At 63.1% G+C, this 14,044-nt stretch carries 17 protein-coding genes; 12 read left to right on the plus strand and 5 right to left on the minus strand.

Annotation, left to right across the window (positions count from 1 at the left end):
* The first annotated feature begins 38 nt into the window (after positions 1 to 38).
* The 6 genes from J7557_RS16935 (at position 39) to J7557_RS16960 (ending at position 4,828) form a co-directional block, all read left to right on the plus strand.
* Positions 39 to 1,253, plus strand: coding sequence for an HlyD family secretion protein (locus J7557_RS16935; protein ID WP_291421223.1), 1,215 nt, complete (start codon positions 39 to 41; stop codon positions 1,251 to 1,253).
* Between the two features lies 1 nt (position 1,254).
* Entirely contained in the window at positions 1,255 to 2,295 is a 1,041-nt protein-coding gene (locus J7557_RS16940; RefSeq protein WP_291421224.1) for an FUSC family protein, read from the plus strand.
* A 69-nt stretch (positions 2,296 to 2,364) separates the two neighbouring features.
* Positions 2,365 to 2,904, plus strand: coding sequence for a DUF1697 domain-containing protein (locus tag J7557_RS16945; RefSeq protein WP_291421225.1), 540 nt, complete (start codon positions 2,365 to 2,367; stop codon positions 2,902 to 2,904).
* Positions 2,901 to 3,791, plus strand: a complete 891-nt coding sequence (locus tag J7557_RS16950; RefSeq protein WP_291421226.1) for a ribokinase — start codon at positions 2,901 to 2,903, stop codon at positions 3,789 to 3,791. Before J7557_RS16945 ends, J7557_RS16950 begins: the two co-directional genes overlap by 4 nt.
* Positions 3,792 to 3,920: 129 nt before the next feature.
* Positions 3,921 to 4,592, plus strand: a complete 672-nt coding sequence (locus tag J7557_RS16955) for a TetR/AcrR family transcriptional regulator (RefSeq protein WP_291421227.1) — start codon at positions 3,921 to 3,923, stop codon at positions 4,590 to 4,592.
* Positions 4,589 to 4,828, plus strand: a complete 240-nt coding sequence (locus J7557_RS16960; RefSeq protein ID WP_291421228.1) for a hypothetical protein — start codon at positions 4,589 to 4,591, stop codon at positions 4,826 to 4,828. Before J7557_RS16955 ends, J7557_RS16960 begins: the two co-directional genes overlap by 4 nt.
* Before the next feature lie 13 nt (positions 4,829 to 4,841).
* Here J7557_RS16960 and truB read toward each other — a convergent pair whose 3' ends face one another.
* The 4 genes from truB to J7557_RS16980 all read right to left on the minus strand — a co-directional run bounded on the left by truB (position 4,842) and on the right by J7557_RS16980 (position 8,165).
* Positions 4,842 to 5,750 carry a tRNA pseudouridine(55) synthase TruB gene (truB, locus tag J7557_RS16965; protein ID WP_291421229.1) on the minus strand — a complete coding sequence of 303 codons (909 nt, stop codon included), beginning with the start codon at positions 5,748 to 5,750 and terminating at the stop codon, positions 4,842 to 4,844.
* A 2-nt stretch (positions 5,751 to 5,752) separates the two neighbouring features.
* Positions 5,753 to 6,160 carry a 30S ribosome-binding factor RbfA gene (gene rbfA, locus J7557_RS16970; protein ID WP_035079861.1) on the minus strand — a complete coding sequence of 136 codons (408 nt, stop codon included), beginning with the start codon at positions 6,158 to 6,160 and terminating at the stop codon, positions 5,753 to 5,755.
* Between the two features lie 33 nt (positions 6,161 to 6,193).
* Entirely contained in the window at positions 6,194 to 6,856 is a 663-nt protein-coding gene (locus J7557_RS16975; protein ID WP_291421230.1) for a hypothetical protein, read from the minus strand.
* Positions 6,857 to 7,145: 289 nt separating this feature from the next.
* Positions 7,146 to 8,165, minus strand: coding sequence for a D-glycerate dehydrogenase (locus J7557_RS16980; RefSeq protein WP_291421231.1), 1,020 nt, complete (start codon positions 8,163 to 8,165; stop codon positions 7,146 to 7,148).
* A 106-nt stretch (positions 8,166 to 8,271) separates the two neighbouring features.
* Between J7557_RS16980 and J7557_RS16985 the strand changes: the two genes are divergently transcribed.
* Entirely contained in the window at positions 8,272 to 8,844 is a 573-nt protein-coding gene (locus J7557_RS16985) for an SH3 domain-containing protein (protein ID WP_291421232.1), read from the plus strand.
* On the opposite strand, the gene J7557_RS16990 is transcribed toward J7557_RS16985, so the two are convergent.
* The gene (locus J7557_RS16990) at positions 8,841 to 9,632 is read right to left on the minus strand and encodes a hypothetical protein (RefSeq protein ID WP_291421233.1); all 792 of its coding nucleotides are present in this window, start codon (positions 9,630 to 9,632) and stop codon (positions 8,841 to 8,843) included. The two genes, J7557_RS16985 and J7557_RS16990, sit on opposite strands and share 4 nt — an antisense overlap.
* A gap of 154 nt (positions 9,633 to 9,786) precedes the next feature.
* Here J7557_RS16990 and J7557_RS16995 point away from each other — a divergent pair, with 154 nt between their 5' ends.
* The 5 genes from J7557_RS16995 to J7557_RS17015 all read left to right on the plus strand — a co-directional run bounded on the left by J7557_RS16995 (position 9,787) and on the right by J7557_RS17015 (position 13,886).
* Complete coding sequence (locus J7557_RS16995) at positions 9,787 to 10,215, plus strand: TadE family protein (protein ID WP_291421234.1); 429 nt, start codon at positions 9,787 to 9,789, stop codon at positions 10,213 to 10,215.
* Positions 10,212 to 11,846 carry a TadG family pilus assembly protein gene (locus J7557_RS17000; protein WP_291421235.1) on the plus strand — a complete coding sequence of 545 codons (1,635 nt, stop codon included), beginning with the start codon at positions 10,212 to 10,214 and terminating at the stop codon, positions 11,844 to 11,846. The genes J7557_RS16995 and J7557_RS17000 overlap by 4 nt, the downstream gene beginning before the upstream one ends.
* A 130-nt stretch (positions 11,847 to 11,976) precedes the next feature.
* Entirely contained in the window at positions 11,977 to 12,726 is a 750-nt protein-coding gene (locus tag J7557_RS17005; protein ID WP_291421236.1) for a M48 family metallopeptidase, read from the plus strand.
* A gap of 53 nt (positions 12,727 to 12,779) precedes the next feature.
* A complete protein-coding gene (locus tag J7557_RS17010) occupies positions 12,780 to 13,118 on the plus strand; it encodes a hypothetical protein (protein ID WP_291421237.1) in 339 nt (112 codons plus the stop codon).
* Positions 13,119 to 13,178: 60 nt separating this feature from the next.
* On the plus strand, positions 13,179 to 13,886 hold the full coding sequence (locus tag J7557_RS17015) for a L,D-transpeptidase (RefSeq protein ID WP_291421238.1): 708 nt from the start codon (positions 13,179 to 13,181) through the stop codon (positions 13,884 to 13,886).
* The last annotated feature ends 158 nt before the right edge of the window (positions 13,887 to 14,044 follow it).

A 14,044-nucleotide genomic window follows, 5' to 3' on the forward strand; every position in this document is an offset into this window, starting at 1 on the left:
TAGATAGCTTCCAACATCAAGCAATCGAAGAAACCGAAATGGCCAAGCTTTCTCCTATGACCGAAGGCGACATTCAAGCCGCCAACGCCGCTCGCGCCGAAACCCGGCCCAGCATTGTTCCGTCCGTGCCGGCCGAGGCGGAAACTGTCACGGTCGCCGAAATCGCCGAAGAACCAGCAAAGCCCTCGCGCAGCCGCAAGAAGGCGCGCATGGTGGGCCTCGGGCTTTTCGTCGTGCTTGGCGGCGCCATCGCCTGGTATCCGCTGTCGGACCACAATGCGCCGTTTGCCTCGGGCGGTTCCGTCATGGGCAATGTGACCCAGATCGGTCCGCGCGTCGCGGGCCCTGTCGCCGAAGTGCTGGTTTCGGACAATTCGAGCGTCAAGGCCGGCGATCCGCTGTTCCGTATCGACGAGACCACCTTCCGCATGGACGTTGCGCAGGCCGAAGCGCAGCTCGACCTGACCTCGACCAATATTTCCTCGGCCAGCGCGGCGATCCCGGCGACTCAGGCCAAGCTCAGCCAGGCTGAAGTGGCGCTGGTGACAGCCAAGGACGCCGTCGAGCGTACGCGGCAGATGTATGATCGTGGCCTTGTCACGGATGCGCAGAAGACGCAGGCCGAGGGCAATTTTCAGACGGCCGAACTCAATGTCGCTGCGGCTCAGGCCGAGCTTACGAGGGTGACCACGTCGGCCGGCGCGCTTGACGATACCAATCCCAATTTCCGCGCCGCCCAGGCCGGGCTCGAAAAGGCGCGCTTTGCGCTCGAAAGCACCACCGTGGTCGCGCCGACCGATGGACACGTTTCTAATCTGCTGCTGACCCAGGGCCAGTTTGTCGCTGCCGGTTCGCCTGTGATGACCTTCATTTCGGGCGATCGCAGCAGCGTCATCGTCGATTTCCGCGAGAACCAATTGGTCAATGTGCAGCCGGGCGACAAGGCCGTGGTGGTTTTTGAAGCGGCGCCCGGTCGGCAGTTCGAAGCGACGGTCGATTCCATCGCCTGGGGCATTTCGAGTGGCCGTACCTCCAATGGCGGGCTCGCCCAGTCTTCCACGGATACGCGCTGGTTCCCGCCGGCCCGCAAGATTCCCGTGCGCGTGAGCATCGACGATCCCGCCGCGCTGCCGGCCAATGTGCGTATCGGCTCGGAAGCGGCGGCGCTGATCCTGCCCGATGAAGGCGGCGTGGTGCCGGCTATCGCGCGGACCATGCTCGGCTTTTCGAGTGTGATGTCGGGCTTCAACTAAAATGGAAACGCTGCCGCGCGTCGACGCGAACGAGGACCCCTACCTCGCCCTCCGCACCATGCTGGGTGTCGCCCTCCTGTTCGCGCTGGCCGAGCCGCTGGGCATGACCCAGCCCATGCTGCCCATTGCCATCGGCATGAGCCTGCTCTCCGGCCAGCGCGGCGCCCTGACGCCGCGCACCTTTGCCGGCCCGGTCATGCTGCCGATCATTGCCGTGATCTTCTCGTGGCTGGCGGCAGTGACGGTCAACGAGCCTATGCTCTTCATCATCATGAATGTGGTGCTGGCGGCGGCGGGCATCGGCATCATGCTGTTCCGCGGCTCGCGTGCCGGCATGATGCTGACCGTGTTTCCGGCGATGATGTCAATTTCGGCGCTCTACAACGAATATGCGCTGGTCGCCATTCGCGACAGCATGGTTTCGGGCGGGCTGATGGTGGGCGTCGCCGCCGTCGTCACCAACCTGCTGTTTCCGCCGAAGACCAAACGGGTGCATGTGGAGCAACCCAAGCCGCATGTGTCGCGCAATCCGGCCGTGGAACTGGGCATTCGCGTCGCGGTCTATCTCGCGGTGCTGATCGCCACCTATGCGACAAACAATATCAGCCTGCTTGTCGCGCCGATCATGATGGTCTTCATCTGCGCCGAGCCCGACCATGGCGGCCGGATCGAGCAGGTGGCGGATCGCGGCGGGGGTACGATCATTGGCGCGATCGTCGGTATCGTGGCGCTCTTCGTCTATAATCTCGTGCCGCAGTTCATCGTCTTGCTGCTGCTGCTCGCCACCATCACCTATGTGCTGATCGACCGGATGACGACGGGACCGGCGCGGCCGCAATATTACCAGTATGTCTGCTCGGTGGCGCTGGTGGTGGTGCTCTCGTCCATCTACGGCACCAATTCGGCCTTTGAAGTCGTGGTGCAGCGCGTGTCGATCACCGTCGGTATCATGCTGGCCGGCATTGTCTTGCTGTCACTGCTCGAAACCATGTTCGTGCAACGCGACGATAGTCCCGAGGAACTGGCGCCCGCCGCTTCCTGAGCCCTTCAATCGCCCGCCGCCCGGTGCTACATCGGGCGGCGGGTGTTTGCGCTTATGGAGGGGCGGGACATGGCTTTGGACGTCGCTTTCCTGCGCGGCATTAATCTCGGCAAGCGCCAGATGAAAATGGCCGAGCTGAAAACCTGTCTCGAAGAGGCGGGGTTTTCGGACGTGAAGACTATTCTCGCCAGCGGCAATGTGCGGTTTCAGAGCAAGGCCGGGCCGGCCGAGAGCAAGGTGCTCCTCGAAAAAACCATCGAGCAACAGTTTGGCTTCAAGGTTGGCGTGGTACTGCGCACGGAAGACGAGATCAAGGAAATGCTCGCCGAGCATCCTTTCGACCGGATCGATCCCAAAGCCGATGTAACCAGGCATGTGCTGATGTTCGATGAGCCGCTGCCCAAGGGTGTGGTGATCGATGACAAGCCGGGCCATACCGAAATCGTCCGCGTGGATGCCAAGGAAATCTACATTGCCGGCTATCGCCAGCCCAATGGGCGCTATACGGAAGGCGTGGAGGAGGTGCTGAAGCCGCTTTATGCCAAGCTCGGCAAAGGCGTGCTCGACACCATGCGCAACTGGAACACCATAGAAAAGGTCCTCAAGTGATCGTTGTTTTCGGCTCTAGTAATCTCGATCAGGTCGGCACTGTTTCGCGTCTGCCCGAACCGGGCGAAACCGTTGCGGGCGGCACCTTTTCCATGGCGCCGGGCGGCAAGGGCGCCAACCAGGCACTCGCGGCACGCCGTGCCGGGGCCAATGTGCGCCATGTGTCGGCCGTGGGCGACGATGCCTTTGCCGATATGGCGCTAAAACTGTTGCAGGACGGCGGCGTGGACCTCAGCCAAATGCGAAAAGCGCATGCGGCGACGGGTATCGCCATGATCTTTGTCGACGCCGAGGGCGAGAACGTCATTGCCATCCTGCCGGGCGCCAATGGCACGATGAGCCCCGACGATGCCGACCGGACGCTGGGCAATCTCACGGCCAAGGACACGATCCTGCTGCAGCAGGAAATCCCGCAGGCGGCGACGCGGCGGGCCCTCGATATTGCGAGGGCGAAGGGCGCGCGTAGTGTGCTCAACACCGCGCCGTTTCTGGCTGACACGCCGGACCTGGCGCCGCTCGCCGATATCGTTGTCGCCAATGAAACCGAATTTGCGCTGCTCTCGGGGCGTGGCATCGAAGAACTCGATGCGGCCATGGATGAGTGGGTGAAAAAGACCGGGCGCACGATTGTGGTTACCCTTGGCCCCGATGGGGCACGGGCGGTCTCGCTCGAGGGCAAGTTTGCCGTGCCGGCCTATAAGGTGACGCCGGTGGATACGGTTGGTGCAGGCGATACGTTCTGCGGCTATCTCGCTGCGAGCCTCGACGCCGGGATGACGCTGGAGCAGGCCATGCGCCGTGCGGCTGTGGCGGGGAGCCTTGCGTGCCTCAATCCGGGCGCCCAGCCGGCTATTCCGGTCGCTAAGGATGTAGACGCGCTGGTTTAAGGCACAGATCGAAACCGATAGAGGCCGCCCCTGAGGCGGCCTTTTTCATTCCCGCGTCCGAACCTCTTGACGCGCAGGGGCGCTCGATCCTAATTAATGACTGATAGTCATTAATTGAAGGGCAGCAGCATGGCGCGAACCAGGGTGGACGACAAATCGAGCATTATTGCCGAAAGTGCCGCCCGGTTGTTTCGCGACAGGGGCATTGCCCATGTCTCCATCGAAGAGATCGCGGCAGCCGCCGGCATCGCCAAAGGCACCTTCTATCTCTATTTCCGCACACGCGAGGATCTGGTCGAAAAACTGGCGACCAAGCTGGTCGATCAGATGGGGCGCTCGGCCGAAACCGCGGGTCGGCGCCCGGGCAATGGGCTCGACCGCTTTGCCGCCGCCGTGTGTGCCTTGAAGCTCGTCGACCGCTCGGAAGACTATCTGGTCGAGGCGCTCAACCGGCCGGAGAACCACGTGCTGCATGAGCGGGTCAATGTCTCGCTCGTGCGTCGCATCGGGCCGGTTCTGGCCGATATCGTCGAAGACGGACGGAAAGAGGGGGCCTTCGCGCTCGACGATCCGCTCTCGACCATCCAGTTCATTCTCGCCGGTCAGGCGGCGCTTCTCGGCGGGGGGCGGTTCAACTGGTCGGGCGAGGAATATGCCGCCCGTCTCAAGGCGACCTTCATCCTTATCGAGCGCGCCCTTGGCGTCCGCGAGCCCGGCGCGCTGACGCAGCGGCTGAGCCAGGCGCTTGGTCAGCTCGACGAGACTTCACTTCCACCCGGCAACATGGAGCAGACAAAATGAAGATCCATATCGAGAAATATGCCGATGGCGTGAAGCAAGAGGCGCTGACATTGCCTCTGGGGCCGTTGCGGTTTTTTGCGGGCCTGCTGCCAGCCGAAGCGCGCCGGCAACTTTCGGACCATGGCCTCGACCTCGACAGACTGCTCGATACCAAAGCAGCCGATACCGATGTGCAATGGCTCGAGGTTACGGAAAAGGACGCGCCCAAACGCATCCGCATTTCGCGCGGAGAGTGAGCAGGCGCATGCTTCAGTGAAAAACCCGCCGCGGCTTGAACTGGCCGTATTCGACTGAGCCGGTGGCCAGTACCTTGCCCTTGAAGCTGACCCAGCATTCTTCGAGCTGGGCCGGAGCCGCAGCACCAGTCAGAAGTACCGGATTGCCATTGCCGACGGCGCTGGCCTGGCCGGCATCGAGGCGGATTTCGGGTAGGTCGACGAGACCGGCCGAGGTCGGAGCCAGGAGAGCGTCACGCGTTTCGCCGGCTTCGGCGGCTTCCAGTTCTTCGAGCGTTACGGCGTCCTCGTCCGAGAACGGACCTACCGCCGCACGATGGAGGCTACCGACATGGCCGCGCGTTCCCAACACTTCGGCGATATCGCGAGCGAGCGAGCGCACGTAGGTGCCCTTGCCGCAGGTGACCTCAAGCACGCTTTGTTCGGTGCCGTGTTCGACGACGATTAGCTCATCGACTTCGATAGGACGCGGTTCCAGTTCCACCGTTTCGCCGGCACGGGCGAGATCATAGGCGCGTTCGCCGTCGATCTTGAGCGCCGAATAGATCGGCGGGCGCTGCATGATGAGGCCGGTGAATTGCGGCAGCACGGCATCGAGCGCGGCGCGGTCGGGGCGCACGTCGGACGTTGCGACCACTTCGCCTTCGCGGTCATCGGTCGTGGTGGCGCTGCCCCAGACGATCGAGAAGCGATAGACCTTCGTGCCGTCCTGCACCTGCGGCACGGCCTTGGTGGCTTCGCCCAGCGCGATGGGAAGGATGCCTGTCGCTAAGGGGTCAAGCGTGCCGGCATGGCCGGCCTTGGCCGCGGAAAACAGCCAGCGCACCTTGCCAACCGCCTGGGTGGAGGTGAAGTCATAAGGCTTGTTGAGCACAACCCAGCCGGAGATGGGGCGCTTTTTCGATTTCTTCTGTTCGGTCACGGCTATTCTTCGTCGCCGCCGTCGTCTTCGAGGTCGCGCTTGACGCGATCGGAGCGCAGCAATTCGTCGATGCGACCGGCTTCCTCAAACGTGTCATCGACGAAGAAGCGGATATCGGGCGCATACTTCATGTTGATCTTGGGCGCGACGCGGCCGCGGATGAATTTCGAGTGCCGGTTGAGCGCAGCGACGATCTCTTCGGCATGCACGCCGCCGAGCGGCATCACATAGGCATTGGCCAGTTTCAGGTCGGGCGTCATGCGCACTTCGGGCACGGTCACGACCGAGCCGACGAGCGCTTCGTCCTCGATGTCACCACGCGCAAAAATATCCGCCAACGCGTGGCGCACCAATTCGCCCACGCGCAGCATGCGCTGGCTCGGGCCCAGGGGCTTGTTGTCTTTTTTCATGGGCAAGCGGCTTAGGCCCTTGGGGCCTTTTCGTCAATCCGCCTTGCTGAGCGCGGCTGCCGCCTTGAGCTCTTTGGCGCGGGCCTCGACGACACCGGTCTCGACCGGCCAGGTCTTGGGATCGCCGGGGCTAAAGCTCTTGCCGCGCCATTCCTGGTAGATGATGGCGACGCCCGTATCGGAGCGCTGGAAGCTTGCGACCATCACTTCGCCGAGCCCGGCAAAGGTCGTGTAGCGATCGGCATAGGCGCCGCAGACGAAGCCGAGCGGGGCCAGGTCATTGTCGCCATTGTCCTGACCGAGCTGGAAGAAGCCGGTGACTTCCGGCTTGCAGCTATTGGCGTGTAGCACCATGAGGGCAGCGCGATAGTCGGCCAAGGTCCGCTCGTTCTCGTCGCGGCTGATGCGCGCGCCGTAAAGAGTGGTCCAGAGCGCTTCGCTCTCGCCCTTGGGATAGATTTCAAGCAGGGCCTGGCCGTCATCGGTGCGATAGGTGGTTTCCACCCGGCCGAGGGCAGCATCGTTGCCCGTCAGCCAATCGGGGCGCGGCAACAACAATTGATGGCCCAGCGCATCGAGAACCAGCTTGCCGCTTTCCTCGACAAGAGGCGGGTCGCTGCGAATCTGTGCCACAGCCGGCATGGTGGCGGCGCCCAAGGCGACAAGAACGAGGAACGCGGTTCTCAATGGCGTCACGGGGCACTCCTTAGCCCAAAGACAGGTGCAGTCCGGTCCAAGCCCCCAAAGATCGACTGCTGAGCCGACGATTAGAAAGGAAGTTTCCTCCGCGCAAGCGGGTGGCGTGTGGAGTGCGAGATTGAATTGTCGCTGAAGGAAAGATGCAACACCCGAGCGCGCTGCCCCACCCCCTCAGAGGGAGGTGTCGCATCGAGCGTTTGGCACCATCCACCCAAAGCCACCGTCCCTCCAATCCTCCCTCTTGATGGGGGAGGATTGGAGGGGGTGATCTGGCAAGCGCCAAGATTTACCCCCGCGCACTCCGCGGCAGGGGCTTTTCGGGCAGAATCCGGTGCGGCGGCTGGTGGCCGTCCATGAAGGTGCGGATATTGACGATGACCGTCTCGCCCATTTCGATGCGGGCTTCGAGCGTGGCCGAAGCCATATGCCCGGTAAGGACCACCTGATTGGTTTCGGCGAGGGCGAGGAGGCGAGGATTGATACCCTTCCTGTTGTCGAAAACATCGAGTGCAGCGCCGGCGAGGCGGCCGGATTCGATGCGCTCGATCAATGCCACTTCGTCGACGAGTTCGGGCCGGCTGACATTGAGCACATAGGCGCCCGGCTTCATCCGGTCGAGCCGCTCGGCCGAGAGGATATTGGTGGTGTCGCGGGTCAGCGGGGTGTGCAGCGAAACGATATCCACCGCTTCGAGCATGGCTTCGAGTTCCGGCCAATAGGTGGCGCCCAGCGGCTCCTCGACGCCGGGTGGGCGGCGATTGCGGGAGAAATAATGAATATTGAGGCCGAAGGCACGGGCGCGTTGCGCCACCGCGGTGCCGATGCGGCCCATGCCGACGATACCAAGCGCCTTGCCGCGGAGGCGACTGCCCAGCATGGAAGTGGGCGACCAACCGGCCCAGCTCCGGTCGCGCAGGAGCACTTGGGTGCCTTCGACGAGGCGGCGCGGCAGAGCCAGCATCAGCGCCATGGCCATGTCGGCCGTGTCTTCGGTGAGCACGCTCGGCGTATTGGTGACGGTCAGGCCCGCGGCCCAGGCGGCCTCAAGGTCGATATTGTCGACGCCATTACCGAACTGGGCAATCAACCGCACGCTTTGCGGCAGGCGAGCGATGAGATCGGCATCGATCCGGTCGGTGATGGTGGAAACCAGCACGTCCTTGCCCTCGACACCGGCCAGAATGTCCTCGGCGGTCAGGGTCTGGTCGGTTTCGTTGACATCGGTCTCAAAAAGCGTCGCCATGCGCGCTTCGATGGTCTCGGGCAGGCGACGAGTCACCAGAATTTTCGGTTTGCTCGATGTCATGCTTGCCTTGCGACCTGATCACAAAGGGGTGGCGTGCAGCCATCCTTTAAGGACCGTTAAGGATCATGCCGTAGTGATAGGGCAATTCCAATCCGTCTGCAAAGTCATGTTCATTTCGCACGCCGGTTCGGGCCGTGCCCGTATACTTTTTCCGCGCCTTTTCGCCGTTTTGCCGCTGGTGCTGGCGAGCCTTTTCCTCGACGCGCCCGCTGCATGGGCCCAAGCCGAATCGGTTTCCGGACTGAAGCTGCCGCGCTTTGTTTCCACGCGCTCCAATCCCATCAATGTGCGCGTCGGCCCCGGCACCAAGTATGACATCGCCTGGAACTATACGGTTTCCGGTGTACCGGTCGAAATCGTCCAGGAATTCGACACCTGGCGCAAAATTCGCGACATGGACGGCGAAGAGGGCTGGGTGCACCAGAGCCTGCTCGTCGGCGCGCGCGCCGGCTATGTCACGCCGGTCGCGGCCAATGGTGAAGTCGATATGTATGCCGCGCGCTCGATCGAATCGGGTGTTCGCGCCCGTCTGGCACCGGGCGTGCGCGTCAATATTTCGGAATGCGATGGCGACTGGTGCACGGTTACGGCCGGGCAGCCGGGCGAGCGTGCGAATTTCTCAGGCTACGTGCGCCAGGAAGAAATCTGGGGCGTCTATCCCGACGAAGTTTTTGATTAAGCGTCGAGTTCGGCCAGCGCATCGTCTCGCTGGCGAGTAAGACGCACGTTATCGTCCTGCTTGGGGCAGGAACTGCAATAGACATCGGGAAAAGCCAGATAGTCGAGGCAGCAGCCTTTTCGCGCTGAAATCAGCACCTGGCGGCCATCGGCGAGGTCGAGCGTCTCCAAATCCCCCTGCCCCACGAGATCCATGGCCGAAAGCCAAAGGCCGCAGAGGCGGCGCTGTTCTTCAATAGTCATGCCCGGAACATAGTCGCGCAGGCGCAGCATCAGCCCCAGCATGCGATCAGTAACGAGCCGCAGCGCCGGCACGCGTCTGAGTTTGGTCACGGCGCTGATCTCGACCAGGAGAGCATCGGCAAAGGCGCGTAGATCGGTCCCGGCGCGGAAAATGAGCGTGTCGAGATCGGCCTTTTGTTGCGGTCCGGCGGGCAGGCGAAAACCGCTGACATCGATGCCCTTCGCCTGCTGGCTCACGCTCGACAGCCTTGGCAAGGCGCCGTGAACATGGGTGCCGATAACGGCGATATAGGCCGGCTGCCAGAAAAGATTGGTGAGAAGCCGCACGGCATAAAAGGGCTGACCGGCGGCGGGATAGGTCGCTTCGAGCCGCCGATAAAGCTCGCGCAGGAAGTGCTCATTGTCCCCGCCCGGCACATGCCACCCGGGCAGCGCTTCTCCCGGAGCCCCCTTGAGAAAGCCGGTGACGCGCGCCGTGGTTTCGAGAAACCGGGTCAGCGCGACATCGTCATTGTCGAGGCCAAAGAGGAAATTGCGGGTGGCCACAGGGCTCTCCGGAGGTTTGTCCCTCCTATAGCCTCCTCGCTTCCATAAGCAAATGCCCGATCAGGATGCGGATTTGTTCGGGGCGACACCTTCACCGCTCCCATAGGGAGAAAGGCAGAGCATGGAGCGACCATGATCGGTCCGGGAGGCAGGAATGATGCGCCACCGTTCACGCTTGCTTTGCAACACGTCCGGCGGCGCCGCCGTCGAATTCGCCATTCTGGCGCCTGTCTATCTCATGATGCTTTGCGGCATGCTGGCCTATGGACTCTATTTCGGTGCCGCCCATTCGCTGCAGCAATTGGCCGCCGATGCCGCGCGGATCTCGATTGCGGGGCTCGACAGCGCCGAGCGCGACAGCCTTGTCGGCAATTATCTCGATCGCCATGCCGGCGACTATATGCTGCTCAACCGCCAATACCTGACCTATGCCATTGGCGATGATCCCGGCGACCCCACGCAATATCGCGTTGCCCTGCGCTATGACGCGGTGGAATTGCCGATCTGGAACCTCTATCCGCCCTTGCCCATGCCGAGCCGCTATATGGTCTATGGCGCAACGATCAGGCAGGGCGGGCTGTGATCTCGTCCTTTCTTCGTGACCGCAGCGGCAATATGGCGGTGCTGTTTGCCACTGCCTTTTCGCTATCGGGCGTGATCGGCGCCATCGCCGTGGACGCGGCCGCGCTTTACCACGAAAGGCGCGTCATCCAGTCCACCGTCGATCTTGCCGCCATCAGCGCCGCGCGCAACCCCGAACGCGCCGAAGAAATCGCCGCGGACGTGCTGACGCAAGCCGGTTTTGTCGATCAGGCCGGGCTTGTCGTTACCGTAGGACGGTTCGACGCTGATGCGACCCGCGCGCCGGAAGACCGCTTCGTGCCCAATGGCAGTCCGGCCAATGCGGTCAAAGTGCAGTTCGAGCGGCCCGGCACGCTGCATTTCGCCGCGAGTTTCACCCAGTCGCCCATGGTCGGGGCAACGGGCCTTGCGACGGTCACGCCGGAAGTCTCCTTTTCGCTGGGGTCGCGGCTCGCAAGCCTCAATGGTGGCATTGCCAATGCGCTGCTCGGCACGCTGTTGGGCACGACGGTCAGCCTCTCCGTCGCGGACTACAATGGCCTTGCGTCCGTGCGGGTAGACGCCTTGAGTTTTCTCAATGCGCTGGCACTCGAAGTGGGCCTTGAAGCCGGCAGCTACGACGAGCTGCTTGCCACCAAGGCCTATGCCGGCGACATAGCCGCGGCGCTCGCAAGCCTCGTCACCGGCGCACAAAAGACCGCGCTGACGACGCTGGCCAATGCCGGCAATGGCAATAGCGTGCCGCTCGGAAAGCTTTTCGATCTCGGCCGCTATGGCTCGCTGGCCCTCGACAGCGCCGGTTCAGTTCTCAATGCCCGTCTGTCGGCGCTCGAAATTCTCTCCGCCGCCGCCGCGCTCGCCGATGGCGACAAGCAGATCTGGCTCAGCCTTGGCGGAAACCTGCCCGGCATTGCCGCACTCTCGGTCGAGCTCTCGATCGGTGAACCGCCGCAGGGTGGAGGCTGGTTCGCCATCGGCCCCGTCGACACGGTGATCCGCACGGCGCAGGTGCGGCTGCGGATCGATGCGCAATTCCTCGGCGGCCTCGTTTTGCAGGGGGCCGTCATCCGCCTGCCGCTCTGGCTTGACCTTGCCCATGCGGAAGCCCGTGTCGCGGGCGCCACCTGCCCCGATCGCGACCATCCCAATGGCACGGCCCACATTGCCGTGCTGCCCGGAGCGCTCGAACTTGCGGTGGGCAAGGTGACCAACGCGCAGATGCGCGATTTTGGCGCCGCCCTGCCGGTCACCCCGGTGCGCATTCTCGATGCGCTGCTGCTGCAGATTTCCGCCTCGGCGCATGTGGAAGTGGCCCAGACCACGCCCGTCATGCTCGAATTCTCCTCGAGCGATATCGGGGCCGCCCGTCTCAAGACCGCCAAGACCACGACGCTCGTGAGCTCGCTCGGCCAATCGCTATTGGGCGATCTCAAACTCGAAATTTCGGTGCTGGGCCTCGGTCTATCCCCGCTCAACGTCATCGCCAATGCGCTGAAGACTGCCATTACCCCGATCGCCGCGCCGCTCGATTCCATCGTCAACACGCTGCTCACGACGCTGGGCCTCGGCATCGGGGAGGCCGATGTGCGGGTCTATGGCGTGCGCTGCCTCAACCCGGTGCTGGTGGGGTAGTTTTCGCAAGTCGTTGGGGTGGCTCATTTTGAGCGTCGATTGGGTTCGTCGGCCCCGTCCGATCTGGTCAGGCGATTGGCAGGGGGAAGAAAACACCTCTAGACTGGGCAAAAGATCGATTCCCTTGCCCATGTTCTCTTTCCTTCGCCAAGCGCCAAAGCCGCCCAAGAGCGTGACCATCGAACTCGATGGCCGCCCGGTGGATATTGCCGTCAAAATCAGCAAGCGCGCCGCAAGTTTCCGGCTGTCGCTGCCGGCTACGGGACCGGTACTGACGCTGCCGGAACGCTCGCGCTGGGCCGATGCCGAAGCCTTTCTCCTGCGCCACCGCAATTGGCTGGCCGCCCGGCTGCCGCGCACGGCGCGCTCGATGCGCCTCGAGGCGGGCACGGAAGTGCCGTTGCGCGGCGTGCCGCATCTCGTCGTCGGCACGGGCAGCTTGCGCGGGCGCGTGGAAATCCTACCCCTCGTGGACCTGCCGGAATTGCGCGTGCCCGGCGCGGTCGAACACCAGCCGCGGCGGCTCTTCGATTGGCTCAAGTCCGAGGCCCTGGCTGATCTCTCCGAGCGCAGCGCCTTTCACGCAGCAAGGCTGGGCGTGACAGTCAAGGACATAAAGTTGCGCAGCCAGTCGAGCCGCTGGGGCTCGTGTTCCTCGACCGGGTCGATCAACTACAATTGGCGGCTCATTCTCGCCCCGCCCTTCGTGCTCGACTATGTCGCCGCCCATGAAGTCGCCCACCTCGTCGAAATGAACCATTCGGACGCCTTCTGGGCCACGGTGAAGCGCACCCTGCCAGACATGGAGCGCGGACGAGCGTGGCTAAAAGCACACGGTAGGCAGCTTATGGCATGGGAACCGCCCGGCAATGGCGGCTGAGCGCCCTCACTGCCCCCTTGTCGCCGCAATTGGCCCCCAGCAGCTTTAGGCATATGCAGCGTCTCGTTTTGTCCATCGCGATTCTTTTTGCCTTCGCCACCCTTGCCGGGGTGACGACCGCGCATGCGCATCGCTATGTGGCGACCCCGATCGTCGTGCTCAATCACGTCGATGCGGAAAACGTGCCCATTCGCATCACGGTCAAAGTGCAGCGCGGCGAGATCGATCTCGGCGAGGGCATTGTCATGCCCTGCGGCTCGCACCATGCCATCCCCGCCTTGCCGCCCCAATTGCCGCGGGCGCCCGAGGGCGAGGATGTGATCGAACGCGGATGCGACGCTGTTGCCGTCTGGTCCGGCATCCAGGTGTTGCGCCCCCCTATAGCGGCCTGAACCGAAGCCGCCCTTCTCCCCTTTCGTTCAAAAGCCCCTTCCGGGGCCAAGGATCATTTCATGTCTATCGCTTTGAGCGCGACCCCGTCGCGCCGCGCCGTGCTGGCTGGCCTTGCCAGCGTCGGCGCACTCGCCCTTGCCGGCTGTTCGACCACCGGCTCCACCCGCTCGGCCGTCGCTACGGCAGAACCCGCCGGCCGCATCGTGCCACCCGAGGTTCTCTCCATGTATGGTCCTCTGCCGGATGAGGATTTCCCCATCCCCGCAGCGCCCATTCATCTGCTCGACCCGATCTATTGGCGGCAGGAAGTGGACAATGTCACCGGCGAAAAGCCCGGCACGGTGGTGGTCGATACGGCCAATCGCTTCCTCTACTGGACCATGCCCGAAGGCCGCGCCATGCGTTACGGCGTTGGCATCGGTCGCGCGGGCTTTGAATGGAATGGGCGCGCCCATATCGCCTATAAGCGCAAATGGCCAACCTGGACGCCGCCGTCCGAAATGATCGATCGCCAGCCCGAGATCGAAAAGTACCGCCACGGCCAGCCGCCAGGGCTCGACAATGCCTTGGGCCCGCGTGCGCTCTACATTCACCAGGGTAACAAGGACACGCTTTATCGCGTGCACGGCAATATGGACGTGCATTCGATCGGCAAGGCCGTGTCCTCGGGCTGCGTGCGCCTCTTGTTCCAGGACATTGTCGACCTTTATGAGCGCGTGCCCAATGGCTCGCCCATCGTCGTTCTGGCCGATCAGTCGATCGTCTGACATTTTCTAAAAGGGGCCGGCGAAATCCGGCCCCTTCTTTTTTCGGCGAAGCAGGCCCTGCCCGATCGGCAAGGGGGCTTTCCGAGGCGGCATGCAAAACTTGACAAGGCCCTGCCTCAGGGCGCATCCGAACAGTGTTTATGTCTTGACCTATACGT

Origin of the sequence: Devosia sp. (genome assembly GCF_017744655.1) — a bacterium.
Classification (GTDB): Bacteria; Pseudomonadota; Alphaproteobacteria; order Rhizobiales; family Devosiaceae; genus Devosia.